Origin of the sequence: Streptomyces sp. NPDC002896, from assembly GCF_040295225.1 — a bacterium.
GTDB lineage: Bacteria > Actinomycetota > Actinomycetes > Streptomycetales > Streptomycetaceae > Streptomyces.
This window is the reverse complement of record NZ_JBEOVA010000042.1, coordinates 25,182-44,092: the sequence shown is the minus strand read 5'-3', so window position 1 is coordinate 44,092 and position 18,911 is coordinate 25,182. Positions and strand designations below refer to the sequence as shown.

General features: G+C 68.4%; 15 protein-coding genes and 1 pseudogene. 10 read left to right on the top strand and 6 right to left on the bottom strand.

Annotated elements, in window-relative coordinates:
• Positions 1–8: 8 nt before the first annotated feature.
• Positions 9–1,238, bottom strand: a complete 1,230-nt coding sequence (locus ABT009_RS41445; RefSeq protein WP_351306837.1) for an NAD(P)/FAD-dependent oxidoreductase — start codon at positions 1,236–1,238, stop codon at positions 9–11.
• Between the two features lie 359 nt (positions 1,239–1,597).
• Here ABT009_RS41445 and ABT009_RS41440 point away from each other — a divergent pair, with 359 nt between their 5' ends.
• From ABT009_RS41440 to ABT009_RS41425, 4 genes are read left to right on the top strand one after another with little or no spacing between them, the layout of a single operon-like run.
• Positions 1,598–2,353, top strand: coding sequence for an SDR family oxidoreductase (locus ABT009_RS41440; protein WP_351306835.1), 756 nt, complete (start codon positions 1,598–1,600; stop codon positions 2,351–2,353).
• Positions 2,354–2,357: 4 nt separating this feature from the next.
• Positions 2,358–2,966 carry a carboxymuconolactone decarboxylase family protein gene (locus ABT009_RS41435; protein WP_351306833.1) on the top strand — a complete coding sequence of 203 codons (609 nt, stop codon included), beginning with the start codon at positions 2,358–2,360 and terminating at the stop codon, positions 2,964–2,966.
• Positions 2,963–3,433 carry an HtaA domain-containing protein gene (locus ABT009_RS41430; protein ID WP_351306831.1) on the top strand — a complete coding sequence of 157 codons (471 nt, stop codon included), beginning with the start codon at positions 2,963–2,965 and terminating at the stop codon, positions 3,431–3,433. Before ABT009_RS41435 ends, ABT009_RS41430 begins: the two co-directional genes overlap by 4 nt.
• 6 nt (positions 3,434–3,439) lie before the next feature.
• Positions 3,440–4,150: a TetR/AcrR family transcriptional regulator gene (locus tag ABT009_RS41425; protein WP_351306829.1), complete on the top strand. Its 711-nt coding sequence runs from the start codon at positions 3,440–3,442 to the stop codon at positions 4,148–4,150.
• Positions 4,151–4,295: 145 nt separating this feature from the next.
• Here the strand turns inward: ABT009_RS41425 and ABT009_RS41420 are convergent, their stop codons facing one another.
• Entirely contained in the window at positions 4,296–5,237 is a 942-nt protein-coding gene (locus tag ABT009_RS41420; protein WP_351306828.1) for an SDR family NAD(P)-dependent oxidoreductase, read from the bottom strand.
• Positions 5,238–5,414: 177 nt separating this feature from the next.
• Here ABT009_RS41420 and ABT009_RS41415 point away from each other — a divergent pair, with 177 nt between their 5' ends.
• From ABT009_RS41415 to ABT009_RS41405, 3 genes are read left to right on the top strand one after another with little or no spacing between them, the layout of a single operon-like run.
• Positions 5,415–7,052, top strand: a complete 1,638-nt coding sequence (locus ABT009_RS41415) for a flavin-containing monooxygenase (protein WP_351306826.1) — start codon at positions 5,415–5,417, stop codon at positions 7,050–7,052.
• A 40-nt stretch (positions 7,053–7,092) separates the two neighbouring features.
• A complete protein-coding gene (locus ABT009_RS41410) occupies positions 7,093–8,022 on the top strand; it encodes a VOC family protein (protein WP_351306824.1) in 930 nt (309 codons plus the stop codon).
• Positions 8,023–8,039: 17 nt separating this feature from the next.
• Complete coding sequence (locus ABT009_RS41405) at positions 8,040–8,354, top strand: hypothetical protein (RefSeq protein WP_351306822.1); 315 nt, start codon at positions 8,040–8,042, stop codon at positions 8,352–8,354.
• 107 nt (positions 8,355–8,461) lie between these two features.
• On the opposite strand, the gene ABT009_RS41400 is transcribed toward ABT009_RS41405, so the two are convergent.
• Positions 8,462–9,286 (bottom strand): IclR family transcriptional regulator, encoded by an 825-nt coding sequence (locus tag ABT009_RS41400; protein WP_351306820.1) that lies wholly within the window; start codon positions 9,284–9,286, stop codon positions 8,462–8,464.
• Positions 9,287–9,760: 474 nt separating this feature from the next.
• Between ABT009_RS41400 and fdxA the strand changes: the two genes are divergently transcribed.
• On the top strand, positions 9,761–10,081 hold the full coding sequence (gene fdxA, locus ABT009_RS41395; protein ID WP_351306818.1) for a ferredoxin: 321 nt from the start codon (positions 9,761–9,763) through the stop codon (positions 10,079–10,081).
• Positions 10,082–10,083: 2 nt separating this feature from the next.
• Positions 10,084–11,466 carry an FAD-dependent oxidoreductase gene (locus ABT009_RS41390; RefSeq protein ID WP_351306816.1) on the top strand — a complete coding sequence of 461 codons (1,383 nt, stop codon included), beginning with the start codon at positions 10,084–10,086 and terminating at the stop codon, positions 11,464–11,466.
• Positions 11,467–11,750: 284 nt separating this feature from the next.
• Here the strand turns inward: ABT009_RS41390 and ABT009_RS41385 are convergent.
• Positions 11,751–12,818 (bottom strand): annotated as a pseudogene (locus ABT009_RS41385) (helix-turn-helix domain-containing protein).
• 804 nt (positions 12,819–13,622) lie between these two features.
• A complete protein-coding gene (locus ABT009_RS41380; protein ID WP_351306814.1) occupies positions 13,623–14,111 on the bottom strand; it encodes a DUF4396 domain-containing protein in 489 nt (162 codons plus the stop codon).
• Between the two features lie 978 nt (positions 14,112–15,089).
• On the opposite strand from ABT009_RS41380, the gene ABT009_RS41370 reads away from it, so the two are divergent.
• A complete protein-coding gene (locus ABT009_RS41370) occupies positions 15,090–16,352 on the top strand; it encodes a MalY/PatB family protein (RefSeq protein ID WP_351306813.1) in 1,263 nt (420 codons plus the stop codon).
• A 501-nt stretch (positions 16,353–16,853) separates the two neighbouring features.
• On the opposite strand, the gene ABT009_RS41365 is transcribed toward ABT009_RS41370, so the two are convergent.
• The gene (locus ABT009_RS41365) at positions 16,854–18,635 is read right to left on the bottom strand and encodes a hydroxysqualene dehydroxylase (protein ID WP_351306811.1); all 1,782 of its coding nucleotides are present in this window, start codon (positions 18,633–18,635) and stop codon (positions 16,854–16,856) included.
• Positions 18,636–18,911 lie beyond the last annotated feature (276 nt).

The following is an 18,911-nucleotide window of genomic DNA, read 5'->3' as shown; positions in this document are numbered from 1 at the left end:
GGAGGCGGTCAGGGCAACTGCCCAATCGCGTCGACGACCGCCTCGGCCGACGCACCGGCTGCGAGGAGCCGACGCGCCTGGTTCAGGGCCCGTACCCAGTTCACCGTGACCGCTCCCGACAGGGCACCGTCCGCGTCGGTGTGGACGACGGCCGCCCTGCCGTCCACGTCCAGGTCGCCGATGACCACCGAACTGCCCGCAGCATCGCGCCAGCCGAAGGCGTTCACCTTCCAATCGTACTGGTCTGACCACACGTAGTCGGTCGGCTCATACCCCGCCTCGACGCCCTGCGTGACAGCAGCGGCGACGTACCGCGCCTGGTCGCCGGCGTTGGTCCAGTGCTCGGCACGGACGCCGACGCCCCGTCCCGGATGCGGCCAGCGGGCGACGTCGCCGATCGCATACACGTCCTCGGCACCGATCGCGCGGAGGAAATGATCGGTCACCACGCCGTTGTCGAGCGTGAGACCTGAGGCGGTGAGCCAGTCGGTCGACGGTACGGAGCCGATGCCCACCACCGCGGTCGATGCGAAGATGCGCTCCCCGTTGTCCAGTTCGACGGTGAGGTCGCCCGCCTTGCCCTCGATGCCGACGACGCCGACCCCGAATCGGGTCCGGGCGCCGTTGCGCTGGTGAAGAGCGACGAGGCTACCGGCGATCTCGGGACCGACGAGCCTGGCCATGGGCTCGGGGACGGGATCGACGACCGTGACCTCGCAGCCGTGCGCCCGCGCCGCGGCCGCGATCTCGGTCCCGATGAAACCGCCTCCGACAACGACGACGGGCTCGCCGAGCGCGAGCCGCGCGGCGATCGCACGCGCGTCCTCCAGCGTCCTGAGCTGGTGGACGCCCGACGGGGGGAGCCAGGGGGACGGCCGAGCCGCGGCCCCGGTGGCGATGACGAGTACGTCGTAGGGGACGGTCGTGTCGTCGGCGAGGCGGACGAGCCGTGCGCCCGCGTCAAGGCCGACCGCAGCCGACCCGAGCCGGAGCTCGACGCCCAGTTCTTCAAGCTCGGCCCGGGTGGCCAATCGGATCCCGTCCACGGAGGACTCCGACCACTCCCCCTTCAGTAGATGCTTCGACAGCGGCGGACGGTCGTAGGGGAGCTCGGCCTCGGCGCCGATGAGGGTGACGGGGCCGGTGTGGCCGAGTGCGCGGAGGCCTTGTGCGGTCCGTGTCCCGGCGAGCGAGGCCCCGACGATGACGACATGTCGGTCAACGGTTGCTTGGGTCATCGTCCGAGTCCTTCTGTGCCGGCGGCGGTTGGGCGGGAGTCGGGGCTCCTTGTGTGTTCGTCATGGGACATTCCGTCCCACTCAAAGGAACATGAAGCCCCTATAAGAAAACGGACCTATACTGATCACGGACCGTCGCAGGTGTCAACAGGAGCGCACACCGGAAGCTGCCACGACTGCGGCAGGCCCAGGTCGACGGCCTTACCAGGGGTTGACACGCCATTCTGCGGCATGCAATCGTGAGGCGCCCTAACAACAGAACATTCGTTTCGTTAATCGGAACGCCATGATGAAGAGGATGGGGGACGCATCCTGATGACCAGTGCGCACATCTCTCGACCCTGCCGGCGAGGCACCCGATGACGGCCGCGGGCCAGGTCGCCGTGGTCACCGGAGGCGCCGCCGGTATCGGTGTGGCGATAGCCGAGCGCCTCGCGAAGGACGGGTTCAAGGTCGCGATCCTCGACGTCGTCGAGGGCGCCGCGGAACAGGCCGCGAAGTCGATCGAGAACGCCGGCGGAGTCGCCCGCGGGTACCGCGCCGACGTGAGCGATCGGGAACAGGTCAACGCGGCGCTCGAGGCGGCCCGCTCGGACCTGGGACCGTTGGCGGCCGTGGTCGCGAACGCCGCGATCGCGCCGCAGCAGCCGTTCCTCGACATGACGCTCGACCAGTGGAATCGCACGCTGGCGATCAACCTGACCGGGACGTTCAACGTCGTCCAGTCCGCCCTCCCCGACCTCGTGGACGCGGGGTGGGGGCGGATCGTGCTGATCTCTTCGTCGAGCGCCCAGCGAGGGGCTCCGAAGATGGCCCACTACGCGGCGTCCAAGGGCGGCCAGATGGCGCTCACCAAGGCTCTTGCCGTCGAGTTCGCGAAGACGGGCGTCACCGTCAACACGGTGGCACCGTCCTCGATCGACACCCCGAGCGTGCAGAAGAAGCGCGCAACAGGCGCCATGCCGTCGGCGGAGGACATGGCAAAGTTCATTCCTGTAGGACGGATGGGGACCGGTGAGGACATCGCCGCCGCGGTCGCCTATCTCGTCTCCGACCAGGCGTCGTACGTGACGGGTCAGACCGTCAGCGTCAACGGCGGCTCCTTCATCGGGTGATCTCATGAGTCTTCCACGCATCCCTCCCCGCCCCGTCGACGACTGGACCGACGAAATCGACGAGGCATTCGCCGCCCTCCGGGCCCACGTACCAGGCAGCCAGGCAGCCGCGTCCGGCGGGCCCGCCGCCCGTCCCCGGTCCAACATCCTCGGCATCTACGCGTGGCATCCGGCACTGATCCGCGGTTGGATGCCCTTCTCGAACCACCTGCGCCACTCGACCCTCTCCGACCGTGTGCGCGAGATGGCGATCATCCGGACGACCTGGCTCGGCTTCGGCGAGTACGAGTGGGCGCAGCACGTGCGGATGAGCCGGGCGGCTGGTTGGCTGACCGACGCCGAGATCGACGCACTGTCCGAGGGCCCCGAGGCTGCCGAGTGGTCGACCGGCGACGCCGCGGTCGTCAGGTCCATCGACGAGCTGTGCACCACGAAGGACGTCTCGGACGCGACCTGGCGCGAGCTTGAGACGCAGTTCTCGCGCGAGCAGCTGATCGACTTCGTCTTCACGGTGGGCACCTACGACATGCACTGCACGGTGTTCAACGCCCTCGGCCTCGAGCTGGAAGCCGGTATGACCGGATTCCCTGACGACCACCAGCGCAGCCGTTGAGCGCCCCGACGCGACGAGGGTCGCTGCGCTGGGCGGTGAAGTCGTCCTTCGTCCACTACGTCCGGACGATCGCGGCGGGTACCTGTGAGGCCGTAGGCGGCGCCGAGGTGGACGCCGACGGGACGTTCACATTCCCCCTGATGGGGGTGGCGGAGGACAACGGCTGCCAGGTTCTCTCCTTCGGCGGGGGTGCGCGCTTCTTCGCACACCGCGGGTTCCTCGACGTCGACCTGCGCGGCCTGGAGCTGCGGTTCACGCAAGCCGGAGTCGACCTCACCGTCGAGGCCGCGCCGGGCGCCCGCGTCACCATCGCCACCGCGGAGCCCGCCGTCCCTGTGAAGGACGGCGGGCTCCGCTGGCCGGGGCTCGTCCCCTGCCTGACCGAGGCCGGGGCGGAGATCTTCGGGAACGTCTATCCGGTCGGCTCCGAGCTCGCCCCGCTCGATGCCGTCGTACTGCTAGATTAAGAAATCATGTCTCAAACCTCGCCCGAGCGCTCTGTGCGGCGCAGCAGCTCGCGGACTGGCGGACAGCGCAAGAACGTCCGAGGCGAGGTGACTCGGCAGCTCATCCTGACAGCTGCCGAGCGCCTGTTCGCCGAGCACGGGATCTCGGCAGTGCCGCTGCGGGACATCGGCATCGCCGCGGGCCAGCGCAATCACGCCGCCGTGCAGTACCACTTCGGGGACCGCGACGAAGTGGTGCGGGCCATCATGGAGTTCCGGGGGGCCGAGAGCGAGGCCAGCCGCACGGACATGGTCGCCGACATCATGCTCGGTGGGAAGAAGCCCACTGTTCCCGATGTCGTCAACGCGTTCGTGCGGCCACTGGCGATTCACCTCCAGCCGGACAACCACTACCTCGCCTTCCTCTCGCTGTACATCACCGAAGAGGGCGGGTACGAGGGTCTCGGCGAGGTCCGCACCGGCGCGTCGGTGATCACGCTGCGCACCCTTCTCAGCCGGCTCGTGCCGCAGATCCCGGAAGCAGTACTCGAGGAGAGATGGTGGGTGGCACTCACGAGTGCCGTGCACGCGCTCGCCCGGTACCACTCGGCTCAGCGCAAGCGCGCGCATCTCCCCGCCAAGATCGACGTCCTCGTCGACGACCTGGTCGCCTTTCTCAGCGCCGGGCTCACAGCGCCTCCCGTCCAGGGCGATCCCAGGACCGGCTCGGCGGACTGACAGCCGAGCCGTTCGTCATCTGCGCATCAGCGCACCGAAGCTCCTGGCGGATCGGGGTCCCGTCCGCCAGGAGCTTCGGCGTTGTGCGCAGCCCGAGGAGGTCAGCGCCCCTCCCGGCCTGGGCGGGCCGGGGGGCAGCTGCCGATCAGGCGCCGAGGTGGGCCATGAACTGCGATGCCCAGTGGTGCAGGGTCTCGGGCACGTAGTAGCCGGTCTGGTCGTTGACCTCGTCCCAGTGCTCCGCGATCTCCTCGACCGTCGGCACAGCGGGGTTGTCGGAGCGGTAGCCGGGTGTGACCGCGAGGAACCATCGTGCGAACCTGCGGGCGCCGGCCACGAGGATCTCCCCATTGACCTTGCAGTCCTCGTGCGCCAGGTAGGCCACCATCGGTGAGACCAGATCGGTCTGCATCGCCTGCATGCGGGCGTCGTCCAGCGGCGTAGTCGTGATGTTCGGCTTCGCCGCTGAGGTGCTGGGGCGCGTGATCGCGTTCGGCGCGATGCAGTTGACGAGGATGCCGTGCGACGCGGCCTCCACGGACAGGCTCCGGGTGAACCCGATGAGCGCTCCCTTCGCGGTGGCGTAGGCGAGGTTGTCCGGCAGGCCGAACATGCCGGTCGACGTCGTGGTGACGACCCGGCCGTACCCCTGCTTCACCATGTGCGGCCACGCGGCACGGGTCGTGTGCCACGTACCGCGCACGTGCACGTCGAGCGTCCGCTCCAGGTTCTCCGCGTCGGCCTGCGGGAACGTGGCGAAGCGGGAGATGCCGGCATTGTTCACGACGATGTCGACGCGCCCGAACTCGCGTATGGCGGTGTCGACGAGGGCATGGCATCCCTCCTCCGTGCCCACGTTGTTGGAGTCGGCGACGGCGATGCCGCCCGCAGCCGTTATCTCCTGAACGACGTCGTTCGCCGGACCGGCGTCGCTGCCTTCTCCCTCCTTGGTACCACCGAGGTCGTTGACGACGACCTTCGCGCCGCGCTCCGCGAGCAGGAGCGCATGCGCCCGGCCGAGGCCGCGACCGGCGCCGGTCACGACGGCGACTCGTCCATCGAATCGGAAGTCAGGGGTGGCGTTCATCGTTCTCCTTGCGGGTAGCTGATCGCTGGATCTAAGCACGCACGCTCAGATAGAGCAATACCAATGCTTCCGGCTGGTGACTTATGTATCCGCAGGCTGTTGTCACTTTGCAGCACTCATGCTTACATAACGCTGGCTGCCGTCAGGGCGGCCGTGACTGAGTGGGAGTGAGCCAAGATGGCAGGACAGTTCGACGACGACGTTGATGTCGATGTGCTGGTGATCGGCGCCGGAGTGGTGGGCATCTACGCGCTCTACCGGGCGCTCGACGCCGGGTTCTCGGCGCAGACGCTGGAGGCCGGCGACGGCGTCGGCGGCGTCTGGTACTGGAACCGCTACCCGTCCGCGCGCTTCGACTCCGAGAGCTACACGTACGCCTACATCTTCTCCAAGAAGCTCTTCGACGAGTGGCGTTGGAAGGAGGAGTTCGCGACGCAGCCGGAGATCGAGAGCTACCTCAACTTCGTCGTCGACCGCTTTGACCTCCGTCGACACATCCGCACGGGCGAGAAGGTCGTCTCGGCGGTGTTCGACGAGACGCGACGCGCGTGGGTGGTGACGACCGCCAAGGGCAGTGTGGTCCGGGCCCGTTGGGTCATCTCGGCGACCGGTGGACTGTCGGTCCCGCACTACCCGGAGATCGACGGCCGCGACGACTTCCGCGGGCAGGCGTACCACACCGGCGCCTGGCCGCACACACCCGTCGACTTCGCCGGCAAGCGCGTCGCCATCATCGGCAACGGCCCGAGCGGCGCCCAGCTCCTCCCGGCGATCGTGGACACCGTCGAGGCGGTGGACCTCTACCAGCGCACGCCGACCTGGACCACCCCGCTCAACAACGCCCCGATCTCCGACGAGCGCCATGCGTGGCTCAGCGACAACTTCGACGAGATCGTGCGGACCCTGACCGCGTCGCCGACGGGCTTCATGCACGAACCGGCCGGCAAGTTCTCCACCGCCGACTCGCCCGAGGAGCGGCAGGCCTTCTACGAGAAGATCTGGCGGAGCCCCGGCTTCGCCAAGCTCACCTCGAACTACTACGACATGACGACGAACCGCGAAGTCAACCTGGAGTTCTGCGAGTTCCTCGCCAACAAGATCCGCTCGATCGTCAAGGACCCGGTGACCGCGGAGCGGCTGATCCCCGAGGACCACCTCTTCGGCGCCAAGCGCCCGCCGTTCGTCACCGACTACTACGAGTCCTTCAACAAGCCGAGCGCCTCCCTCATCGCGCTGCGGGAGACCCCGATCGTGCGGGTCGACGCCACCGGGATCGAGACCACGGAGCGGCACCGGGAGTACGACATCATCGTGTACGCGACCGGCTTCGACTTCGGCACGGGCGCGCTCACGCGGATGGGCGTCAAGGGCCGCGAGGGCCTCGACCTCAGCGTCGACTGGGAGGACGGGCCGTCCGACTTCGGCGGCTTCAGCGCGCATCTGCTGCCGAACTTCTTCTTCCCCGGCGGCCCGCACGGCGCCGGAGGAGGCAACTACCCCCGGTACTCGCAGGACCAGGTCGACTGGATCACCGACACGCTCGTCCACGCGCGCGAGCACGGGTTCGACGTCTTCGAGCCGACCGCGGCGCACCAGGAGAAGTGGATGACGATGGTGGAGACCCTGGCCCCGCAGTCGATCTTCTCCGCGGAGCACAGCCACTACTACGGGGCCAACGTCCAGGGGAAGGTGCGCAAGTTCCTGCTCAACCCCGGCGGCCGAGGCAAGCTCCACGAGTTCCTCAACGAGATGTCCTCGACCGAGGACTACGGCGGCGCGTTCTCCTCCGCGACCGCGGCCGTCAGCGCCGGATGACGGCGAGCGGCCCGGACCAGCACCCCTTCAAGGAGAACTCATGACCAGCACCGACCGCCCCTTCCGCGTAAGGATGCTCTACCACCCCAGGATCCACGTCCCGAGCCTCGACAAGGCGGAGGACTTCTTCACCCGGGTCTTCGGCCGCCGGAGCACCAACTTCTCCGTCGTCATGCCGAACCCGCCGGCGCCAGGGCACTCCGTCGGCTACTCGACGTTCACCGCGATCAGCGATGTGCTCATCGACAGCCTGGCGCCGAAGCTGTACCTCACGGGTGGGGTCCAGCGGTACCCCGACGTCGAATCGCCGCACCTGGAAACGACCGGCTGGTACGTCGAGGGGGTCAGGGAGCTGTACAAGGAGCTCCGTTCCCAGGGCTTCCGGCTCGTCGACGCGCGCGACGAGATCCTCGACGCCGACGAGTGGGCCGGAGGCCCGTCGCCCTTCTACAGCCTCAAGGGCGACGCGGGTCTGCCGTACTCCTTCTTCGAGGTGTTCCCGTTCCCCCTCGACCCGCGGGTCCAGGAGGGGTGGACGATCCCGGATATCTCCGACGACGACCCGCTCGGCATCGAACGCGCTTCACACCACACCATTCTGACGTCCCGTCCGGAACGTGCGCTCAAGCTCACTGTCGACGTCCTGGGTGGCGAAGTCGTGCACACAGGAGACGACGACCTGCGGGGTGTCACCGGCCCGTACGTCCGGCTCGCCGACGCGGTGTTCCACTTCGCCACGCCGCGGCCCGGCAGCAAGGCCGCTGCGGATGCCTCGGGCAGCGGGCCTCTGGACGTCTACCACGCGATCACCTGGAAGGTGGTCGATCTGGAGCGGGCAGCGAAACACCTGGAATCCACGGGCGTGCGCATCGCGCACCGCTCGGACACCGCCCTCGTGACCGACCCGGCGACCAGCCTCGGCGTCCCGTGGGGCTTCACGACGGATCCCGCATCCGGCGGCATCCGATGACGAAAGGTTCTCAGACGATGCGCGAGGTCCTGCTGGCGCTCACCAATCCGGTCGAGGGAAAGGAGGAGGAATTCCGGGAGTGGTACTGGGGGAAGCACATCCCGGAGATACTCGACCTCCCTGGCTTCGTCTCGGCACGACGCTGCCGGGCCGCTGACGGCGCTGTCGGCGTCCCCTACCGCTACGCGACGGTCTACGAGGTCGAGGGCTCTGCGAAAGCAGCGCTCGAAACGCTGTTCACCGCGGGGCTGAGTTCCAGCGACGCCCTCGACACCACGAGCGTCGTCATGGTGCCGCTCCTCGTGGAGGACGAGCAGCCACCCGCCCTGTGACCGCGGGCACTTCTGCCACGCACGAGAGGCGTCCTCTGAGGGAAGGGGTCGGGACCGCGACCCGATCCCGAGCCCACCGAGGACGCCCCCGTCCGGCGGTGCTTCACTCACGGCCTCCGCGCGACGAGAGAGGCCTCGGTTCCGGTGAAGCGCCGCGTCAGCGCGTCCGCCGACTGCCTCACCAGCACCGTGAGGTCCGAGGTGGTGGCGGCGTTGAACCGGCTCTCCGGGATGGTGATGCCGACGTCGCCGATGACGACCTCGGCCGGCCCCATCACCGGAGCGGCGACGGCGATCGCCCCGTCGATCCGCTCCCCGTGGGAGATGGCATAACCGTCCCGCCGGATGTGGGCGAGCCGCTCGTCGAGCTGGTCCGCGTCGACCACCGTCCGCTCGGTGAGCGCGTCGAGGCTGCCGCGGGTGATCTCGTTCCGCACCTCCTGCGGCAGGAAGGCGAGGATCGCCAGACCGCTCGCCCCCGCGTGCAGCGGAAGCCAGACCCCCTGAGGGACCATGTACCGAAGCGGGTGGGAGGACTCCACGGACACCGCGAACATCATCTGGCGACGCTGCTCGTTGTACACGGCGAAGAAGGAGGACTCGCCGCTGCGCTCGGCCAGTTCGGCCAGGATGTCGTCGGCGGCCTCCCGGAGCGGGAAGCGCGTGTTGGCGGTCCAGGCCAGCCTGAGGAACTCCATCCCCAGCCGGTAGCTGCCCGTCGGAGTGCGGGCCACCATGCCCAGCTCTTCGAGATCGCTGAGGAGGCGGTGGGCGGTGCTGGCGCTGACCCCGAGGCAGTTGCCGAGCTCGCGCACGCCGTAGGTCTGCTTGCCGCTGTCGACCATGAGCGTGAGGATCTCGATCCCTCGGGCGAGTGGATGCCGTTGCCGGTCGGCAGCGCCCGCGACCACTTCGTTCTCCTGCGTCTCCACGCTCCTGCTCCTCCTGCGCGCCGACCGACATAGACCCGTGGACGTGTCCGGCCAGCGGCGAGGTAAGAGCAATCCCGCACAGCCGAATTACGGTTCCCTTAAACAAAACACTAGCAGGAATCACTGCTCGTGCCCCGGACTCCCTGAAGCCTAGGCGTCGGAGCGCTTCCGTGTCCTGTCAGCTCCAATGGCGGGCGGCCCCCCATCCGCGGGCGCCGTACGCCCGAAAGCCAAAGCTAGCGGGGCACACAGGGCCGTCACGCGCGGCGCCGGCTGTGATCCCGCGAGCCCCGCCGCGCGGGGCACGGATGCACCTGGTGCTTGACACCTCTTGGCAATGCGCACAACACTTTCGTTTAAAAGATCGCCCGTTCTGTTAGACGACACACCTGGTGTCGCGCTCCACCTCGCTGTCGATGGCGCCCATCCTGCCTCGGCTCGCTTCCATCGTGAACAGAAACTCAGGGAGAAGCAGTGACCTTCGTGGTGACGCAGGCATGCGTCGATATTCAGGACAAGAGTTGTATCCAGGTCTGCCCGGCCGACTGCATCTACGAGGGTGGCCGCATGGTCTACATCAACCCGGACCAGTGCATCGACTGCGGCGCCTGCCAGGAGGTCTGCCCGACCGCGGCCATCGCCTTTGACATGGAGCTGACGCCGGAGAACGAGAAGTTCCTCGAAATCAACGAGCGGTTCTTCGACGCCGTCGAGTCCGCGCGCGGCGGTCGCCGGCTCGGGAAGATCGACCACGATGTCGACGTCATAGCCGCCCTTCCCCGGAAGGCGGGCTGACGGTGCGCACGCTACGAGTTGCAGTCGTCGGCTCCGGCCCCGCCGGAGCGTTCTGCGCCCAGATCCTGGCCGAGGAGACCGCCCACAAGGTCTCCGTCGACGTGTTCGAACGCCTCCCCACACCATTCGGCCTGGTGCGCTACGGCGTCGCCCCCGACCACCAGAAGATCAAGTCGATCTCCGCTTCGCTGGGAGAGATCTTCGAGACGCCGGGTGTGCGCTTCCTCGGCAACGTTACGGTCGGTTCGGACGTCACCGTAGACGAACTGCGTGAGCACTACGACGCCGTCGTGCTGGCGCCCGGCGCGCCGCTCGACCGACGCCTGGGGATCGCAGGCGAGGACCTCAAGGGCGTCGTCGCGGCCCGCAATTTCGTGTCGTGGTACAGCGGGCACCCCGACGCGGACTTCGACACCTCCCTTCTCGCCGCGGAGCGCGCGGTCATCGTCGGTGTGGGGAACGTCGCGCTCGACGTGGCACGCATGCTGGTCCGCACACCGGACGAGCTGCGTCGCACCGACGTCCCCGCGCACGTCGTCGAGACCCTGGCCGACCACGCGGTTCGCGAGGTCTGCGTCGTGGGGCGCCGAGGCCCCGAGTCCGCCAAGTTCACGAACAAGGAGTTCCTGGAACTGGCAGGCGTCGAGGGTGCGGACGTCCTCGTCTCGCCGGAGGAGTTGGCGCTCGCGGAGGAACATCAGGCCCGCGTGGCCGGCCAACCCGCCGTCGCGCGACTGCTTGCCTCGCTGCGGAAGGTGGCCGACCGGGAGCCGCAGGGGCAGCCGCGCTCCATCCGGTTCCTCTTCAACCGCACACCGGTCGATTTCGTCGGCGACGCGTCCGTCGCCGACGTTCGCCTGGCCTGCACGACGGATCCCTCGGTCGTGGAAGAGCTCGCAACCGGGCTGGTCCTGCCCGCGGTCGGCTACCGCAGCGTGCCCCTGACCGGGGTGCCGTTCAGCGAAGCGACCGGAACGATCCCCCAGCGCGACTCCCGGGTGATCGACGGCGACGACATCGTTCCCGGCCTCTACGTGGTCGGATGGGCGAAGCGCGGTCCGAGTGGCGTGATCGGGACGAATCGGCTGTGCGCGGCCGACACCGCAGCGGCCGTCCTGGCGGACGCCGCGGCAGTCCCGGAGCGCGGCACCGGCTCCGCAGCGATCGACGACCTGCTGCGCTCGCGCGGGGTGGCAGTGGTGGACTGGAGCCGGTGGCTGGCGATCGAGGCCGCGGAAATGGAGCTCGGCCGGGCGTCCGGCCGGGACCGAATCAAACTCCACGACCGAGCGGACATGCTCGTGGCCGCAGGGGTAGTCCCGGCGCAGGCGGCCTCCTCGCCTACCCGGACCGAACTGCCGTTGGGGGCCTCGGCAGCTCGGTGACCGGGTCGACGCGGCCCGGGGGCGAGCTTCAGTGGAAGCAGAAACCCGCGCGCACCGGGCTGGCTGCCGATCTCCGAGGAGCTCACCGCCCTCATCGTGCGCCTAGCCCGCGACAACTTCACGTGGGGCTATACCAAGATCCAGGGCGAACTGCGGTGCCTCGGCCACCGGGTCGGGGCCTCGACCATCCGCCGCATCCTGCGCAGCGGCGACCTCGGCCCCGCACCCCGCCGCGCCGCGCCGGCACGGGACCGTGCCCTTGCCGGAAACCTCGTCCGCCCAGGTCACGCGGCATGTTCGCATCCGTGGAGGATGCCGCCCAGGCGTTCACGCCTCCGTATGTCGAGGCGGGCGATCTGCCCTGGGGCGTTGATCGCCAGGGGCAAGGGGTGCAGCGGTCGGGCGTTCGCGATGCCCTGATGGGGCCGATGGGAGTTGTAGAACCGCTCGAACTCCCGCAGAGCGTGGCAGAGGTGCCGCTGGTTCCAGATCAACGTGCGGTCCAGCAGCTCACGCCGACACGTTCATTCGCGGCATCCGAACGCCGCTCAGCACAACCTCGATGCCCACATCCTCCAAGATGGCGTCGAACAGCTCAGGGAACTTCCCGTCCCTGTCCCGGATCATGAACCGCGCTCGGCAACCCGCGTCCTCCACGTCCATGACGAGAGCGCCGCCTGGACCACCCAGGCCGCGGACGGGTGAGCGGTCGCGCCCAGGACCCGAGCCCGGCGGCTGGCGTGCTCGGTCACCGCAAACACGTACAGCCGAGCTCCGGTCAGCGTGACCGTTTCGAAGAAGTCGCACGCCAGCAGGGCATCGGCCTGGGAGCGCAGGAAGTCAGCCCAGGTACTGGAGCTCCGTTCGGGCGCCGGGTCGATCCCGGCCTCCTTCAAGATCTCCCATACCGTAGAGGCGGCCACCTTGATCCCCAGCACGAGCAGCTCGCCGTGCACTCTCCGGTAGCCCCACGTGGGATTTTCGCGTGCCAGGCGCAGCACCAGGGCGCGGATCGAGTGGACGGTCCGTGGCCGGCCCGAGTGCTTCGGCCGAGACGTGCCTGCGTGGCGACGTGCGACCATGTCGCGGTGCCATCGCAGAACAGTGTCAAGGCGCACCAACAGCCGCACCTTGCGCAGCACGTTCCGAGGAAGCTGGTGCAGCAACGCCGCCAGGAACGCCCGATCACTCGGGCCGAACCGCGGCCTACCCCCACCCAGTTGCCGCTCCGGCACCGTGATCTGATGGCGCAGCGCCAGGATTTCCACGTCCTTGTCCCGGTCGCTCATCGGTAGCAGACGCAGCATGGCAAACGCGTTCGTCACACCCAGATAGGCCAAGCGCAGCAGCACGATCGATCATGTTGCCGCAGCCATCGGCAAACGCGCCAGAGCCCGCTTCGAGCGACCACCACCAAGATCCCGCGCACCGCGAACACCGGCTTCCACCAGGGAGGATGAGGTTTTCGGCAAGGGCACCACTCCGCAGCAAGCACGAGGTACAAGCCCACACGAGGGCCTCGCCGGTAACCGTGCCGTACGGCCCGCTATCGCCGCGTACCGCCACTCCCCGCCGACAAGGGGACACACAGCACCGCCAGCACCCCCTACTACATCCCCCTCTGGCGCAGAGCGGCCGACAACTGCGAACAACTGCGTTCAACGTCTTGGTGCACGCACCACCCAGACATGGAGCGCTCGCTGTCAAGGGGACACAGGAATCGGACAAGGAGTCGAGCGTTCCCACGACCCCTTTGAAAGTCTGGGAGCAGACCGACCCCTTGCCCAGCAAAGGCTGGGAGCACCAGGCCCGCCGGTTTGGGAGCACAGTCACCTCGACCGGATTGGGCGATCACCAGGCAACGTGAATTGACGCCGCCGACGGCGACTGGGAGCGATGGGGGCACAGGGAGCAGAAGAGGGCTCCCAATCCGCTCCCAAACATGCGTTAGGGACCCTCCGAAGAGTACCCCTAACCTGCGAAAACTTCCGACATCTCTGTCGGGACGACAGGATTTGAACCTGCGACCCCTTGACCCCCAGCAATGCGGCCGATCACGTGGTGAATACCTGAACGTCTGCCGGCAGCCGTACGGCACAGTCAAAGTACGTATGGCATCGTTCGGGCAATCCTTCGCGGAGGCGCCGCCGTCGCCGTCAGCCGAGGCGTCCGAAGATCGCAGCCAGGAGCACGCCGGACGCGAGGAAGACGACGGTCAGCGTCGCCATGGCGGCCTTGTGTTCCCCGGTCACCTCGGTCTGCGGCATGGTCATTCCGGCCCCGGCCGGGGCGGCTCCGGCCGGCGGCTCGTGGACCGGTTCGCCGCCCTCGCCCAGTACACGCACCATTCCCATCCCGTGCTTCAAGTGGTTGGCCACCAGCCAGACGTTGACGGGATAAGCGAACGCCAGACCGGCCAGGACGGCCAGTGAGAACGTCGTCCAGAAGCGCACACCCGCGGCATCCTGAGCTCCCGGCACGTGGCTGTGGATGATCACGATCACGGCCACCATGGCGCCCATCACGCAGTTCATCGACAGCCACTCCGCGAACACCGTCGAACGGACGGCTCGGAGGTAGCTGCCACCGAGCATGTCGCGCATGAAGAGGGCCTGGAACACGAGCAGTCCGAAGCCGAAGCCCACGACGTACTCGAGCAGACTGGTCGGCCCAAGCGGGAAGACCGATCACCGAGGCGATGACGGCCGCCACCATGATGCCGGTGGCGTCCCCGGCCACACAGTGGATGGTCGACCCGAGGGCCTGCTTCCACATGGGTGCCACAAACCGTTCGTGGGTTCCCGGCCGGGGTTCCTTGCAGGAGAGCACATAGAGCGCGGCACCGATGGGGCCGATGTAGAGGGTCACCAGGACCCAACCCCACTTCATCACCGTCAGTTCGGGGTTCTTGGTGAACGCGTCGAATGCGACGTAGACGGTGGACAGGGTGACCAGGAAGAACCAGACGTACATGAGTGCGTCAGCCGGGGTCCCGATGACGCCGCCACTGGTCGCCATCATGTCCACCGTGCCCCTTGCTCCGCCCACTCGCCCACCGAGGTGTCGCGTGTTTGCAACAGGCGACAGTGCAGCAGGGGGGCTTCTGCCGGGCGGGCCGACACACCTCGCCGCGCCCTACGGGGTGGCCGCCCTCACCCCAGTGGCCGTGCCGACCGAGTATGCGTCAGTCGATTGCGCCGGGCGCATCGCCGAGCTGACGATCCGCCGGAGCACCAGCCGCCCCCAGCCGGGACGTGGTGGACGACCCCCTGCAGCAGAGCCGACACCACGCCCGGCACGGCGGCCAGGCGGCCCTGCTTTGTTGAGCGACACGGAGCTGAGCGAAGCCCAAGTCGGCCGACTACCTCGGCCCCCGGCCCGGCCCAGGCGCCACACAGTCGAAGGTCGACGCTCCACCCAAGCCTGCCCGGGCAGCGGGGTCGACCGCTACCTTGCCTGACCGCCAGCGACGGCGGCCCTTCCGTACAACATCGTCTCTTCGGGCCGTGCACGGGAAGGGGCCACCCGAGCGCGCACCACACCCTCTCCGGCACACTCTGGACCGGAGCGCCGTTCAGCAAGACCACGCACAGGGCAGAGACCTCTCGGACTGGGAGCACCACGTGAGCGAAGCCAAGAACCAGGCATCCTCTGAGCTCGCCGACAGCGGCCGGACTGATCCTCTCGTCCAGCTGTCCCTGCAACAACTGCGACAGCGCACCAGCATGAAGTGGCGCGCACACCCCGCAGACGTCCTCCCGCTCTGGGTGGCGGAGATGGACGTCCCCCTCGCACTCGCCATCGCCGACACCCTGCACCGGGCCGTCAACCTCGGAGACACCGGATACCCCTTCGGCACCGCCTACGCCGAATCCCTTGCCGCATTCGCCGCCAAGCGATGGCAGTGGGACGGCCTGCGGGTCGAGAACACCGCGATCGTCCCCGACGTCATGATGGGCATCGTCGAAATCATCCGCCTCATCACCAACCCCGGCGACGCGGTCGTCGTCTGCTCACCCGTCTACCCCCCGTTCTACGCGTTCGTCTCCCACGACGGCCGGGACGTCATCGAGGCCGGCCTCGGCCCCGACCTGCGGGTCGACCTCGGCGCACTCGAAGACGCCTTCGTACGCGCCCGGCGCCACGGCCGCCGCGCTGCATTCCTGATGAGCAACCCTCACAATCCGACCGGCGTCGTCCACACCCGCGCCGAACTCGAAGCGATCGCCGCCCTCGCCCGCAGCCACGGCGTCCGGGTGGTCTCCGACGAAATCCACGCCCCGCTGGTACTACCCGGAGCCCACTTCACCCCCTTCCTCAGCGTTCCCGGCTCCGAGAACGGCTTCGCCCTCACCTCCGCGTCCAAGGCATGGAACCTGGCCGGCCTCAAGGCCGCCATGGCCATCGCCGGCACCGACGCCGCGAACGACCTTCGACGGATGCCCGAAGAGGTCAGCCACGGCCCCAGCCACCTGGGCATCCTCGCCCACACAGCGGCGTTCCGTGACGCCATCGACTGGCTCGACGAACTCCTCCTCGGACTCCACGCCAACCGCAGCCTGCTGGGCCAACTGATCGAGGAACACCTCCCGGGCGTGGGGTACATCCCGCCCCAGGGCACCTACCTCGCCTGGCTGGACTGCACCCGGCTGAGGCTGCACGACGGCAGCCCGTCCGACAGCCCCGGCATCGTCAGCGACCTCGCAGGACCGGCACAGATGTTCCTCGACCAAGCCCGCGTCGCCCTCAGCTCTGGACACGTCTTCGGTACCGGCGGCGCCGGATGCGTACGCCTCAACTTCGCCACCTCACCAGCCATCCTGCGTCAGGCAGTAGCAAGAATGGGACGCGCGCTCGCCGAATTCAGGCAAGTCCCCCGCCCCTGACATATCCCCGGCCGGCGGCAGGCATACCGGCCTCATCGAACGCTTCCTGGCAGTACTCATGCGTGACTTCGCCACCCGCGGCCGTGTCTATCCCCGCTGCGGCTGCCGCGATGCCAAATCAGTTTGCTGTTGTTGTGGCGGGTATTTCGGGCTCGCAGGATGGTCGGCAGCATCGGACGATCCCGAGAGGGGCCAGATGAACACCGACCGGTCCGGGACGGCACTCCCACGGCGGCCTCGCTCCCCGGCGCGGGGACGGCCGTCCCTACCGGCGGAGCTGCGCGACCTGGTCACCAGCGGCCATCGGCCCCACCAGGGCCGAGGTCAGCTCGCCCCGAACGGCGAATCTGCCACCGTCATCCCACTGCATGCAGCCCGGATTGAACGCCGCCAAGCCGTCGTCGGCCTCATCAACGAGTATCACAGAGCCGGTTGACTCCCCCCGCCAAAACGCCAGGTCGGGCCTGGTGAAGCCATTCTGGAGCGCTAAAGGCTCCGTCCTCAGAAATCGAGGACGTGCGGCAGGCCCAGCCGGTAGCGGATTCGGTCGGCGGCCTTGAGCTCGGCGAATCCGGGTGGTTCGACACCGCCGAAGAGGCGGACCTCGTCGGCGCCGTCGGCTCCGGCGGCCTCCAGCACGCCGTTGGCAGCGCGGCGGCCGGTCTCGTTGGCGGTCTCCATGGTCGTGAAGTCGAGGTTGCTGTGGGCGCGCACGTGGTCGCCGGCGAGGAAGAGGTTGGGGAGGGCGGTGACGGACTCGGAACGCAGTTCCCAGGAGGAGACGTCGTTGAGGAAGTAGGTGTCGTCGTTCTCGAGCCTGCCGCCGGCGATCTGGGCGACGGCCGGGTCGAGGAACCAGGAGTGGACGATGCCGTCGGGGAGGACGACGTCGCCGTTGTCCTCGAGGCCTGCCTTCATCTGCGCCCAGACTTCCTCGGAGATCTCCTTCGGGGTGCATTCCTTGGCAGGTCTGCCGTAGAGGGGGCCGGGCGTGTCCCAGTCGGAGATGACGACAGAGAGGGATTCGGCGGCCGTGCCATCGCCCCAGGTCTCGGTGAAGGGCTCGGACCAGAAGCGGGACTGCCCGACCGGGCACAGTGCCCAAGGGGAGTCCATGAGGCTGAGGTGGGCGATGGGGCCGCGGAAGGTCTCCTTGAGGTAGTACATGATGCCCTGGCACCACGCGGTGCGCAGTCTGTCCATCTTGGCGAGTTGAGGATCGGCCGCCCGAATCTCGGGAGACCACAACTGCCGTACGCGGTCCACGGGGAGAGCGGCTACGTACCAGTCGGCGTCGATCCGGGCGGGACCGGCCGCGGTGCGGGCGTGAGCGGCCGCGATACGGCCGTCGGAGCCGAGTTCGAGGGACTCGACGAGATGCCCGGTGACGAAGCGGACGCCCAGGGAGGTGAGGTGCCGCACCCACGGGTCGATGAAGCGTTCGCTGGTGGGGCCGTCGAGGATCCGGTCGAAGGGGCCGTCGGGCCCCATCCCGAGCATCGAGTAGAGGATCTTCGAGATGCCCTGCCCGCAGGTCCGGGTGCTGGCGGTCTCGGGGCGCAGAGCCTGGATGACCTTCGCCGAGCCGCCCCACATCACCTGGTAGAAGTCCGACTTGCCCTCGTACTCGATGAAGTCGAGCCAGCCGGTGTGCTCCCACTGCCCGAACTGGCGCTCGTCGCAGCTCGTCATGAGGACGGCGAGTTTCCGGCCGAGCAACACGCATTCGTGCGGCAGGAGCTGGGGGATGGTGCGCAACAGGCCCGCTATGACGGCGGGGAGGGTGGCGGGGTCGAGGGTGCGTGTGCCGGGCGGGATGGTGGGGAGGTAGAGGTCGCCCTTGCCGTTGTCTCTGTTGAACGCGAAGTAGGGGACGGTGACGAGGTTGTCCCAGACGCCGTGTGTGCGGTCGCCGAAGGGGATCCGGCGCATGGTGTCCGGAAGGTTGCTGTAGAAGCCGAAGAAGCCTCGGTGGCCGTGTTCACCGGGCAGGTCGCGGCGGCCACCGGTGGCCGTCCCGGTCACCGGGAGACTGCGCGCCTTACCGCCCCATTCCGCGCGCCGGTCGTACACGGTGACGTCGAAGCCGCGCTCGGCGAGCTCGTGTGCGGCGGTCAGGCCGCCGATACCGCCGCCGAGTACAGCCACTCTCGTGCGGGCCCGTTGCGCCGCGGTCGCCTCCACGGGCCGAAGTCCGAGCGCCCCGGCTGCCGCCAGTGATCCGCCCCAGCCCAGCATCTGCCTGCGTCCCGGCATCGCGTTCCCCCCGCTCGACGGCGTCATCGCCGGGACGCTAGGGGGCCACTCGCAAGATCGGAACGCTTGGCTCGCCTTGTTCGCATCTTCCGCACGTCGGTGAACCGATGGTCCCGGTGCAGCACTTGATCTGCACAACCTCGCTCGCACGGATCCGTGCAGCCGCATCCGCGGCGGGACGGCCGGCGCCCCGTATCATGGCCGGACTCCCGGTCGCCGTCCACGACGACCTGGCCGGCGCACGGGGGTCGGCGTCATCAGCGTGACCGGCTCTGTTGGACGCTTCCGTCCCGAATCCCGTGA

Coding starts and splice junctions, on each gene's coding strand:
- ABT009_RS41445 (WP_351306837.1), bottom strand. CDS start 1,238: ATGACCCAAGCAACCGTTGACCGACATGTCGTCATCGTCGGGGCCTCG.
- ABT009_RS41415 (WP_351306826.1), top strand. CDS start 5,415: ATGGCAGGACAGTTCGACGACGACGTTGATGTCGATGTGCTGGTGATC.
- ABT009_RS41410 (WP_351306824.1), top strand. CDS start 7,093: ATGACCAGCACCGACCGCCCCTTCCGCGTAAGGATGCTCTACCACCCC.
- ABT009_RS41365 (WP_351306811.1), bottom strand. CDS start 18,635: ATGACGCCGTCGAGCGGGGGGAACGCGATGCCGGGACGCAGGCAGATG.
- ABT009_RS41420 (WP_351306828.1), bottom strand. CDS start 5,237: ATGAACGCCACCCCTGACTTCCGATTCGATGGACGAGTCGCCGTCGTG.
- ABT009_RS41425 (WP_351306829.1), top strand. CDS start 3,440: ATGTCTCAAACCTCGCCCGAGCGCTCTGTGCGGCGCAGCAGCTCGCGG.
- ABT009_RS41440 (WP_351306835.1), top strand. CDS start 1,598: ATGACGGCCGCGGGCCAGGTCGCCGTGGTCACCGGAGGCGCCGCCGGT.
- ABT009_RS41405 (WP_351306822.1), top strand. CDS start 8,040: ATGCGCGAGGTCCTGCTGGCGCTCACCAATCCGGTCGAGGGAAAGGAG.
- ABT009_RS41435 (WP_351306833.1), top strand. CDS start 2,358: ATGAGTCTTCCACGCATCCCTCCCCGCCCCGTCGACGACTGGACCGAC.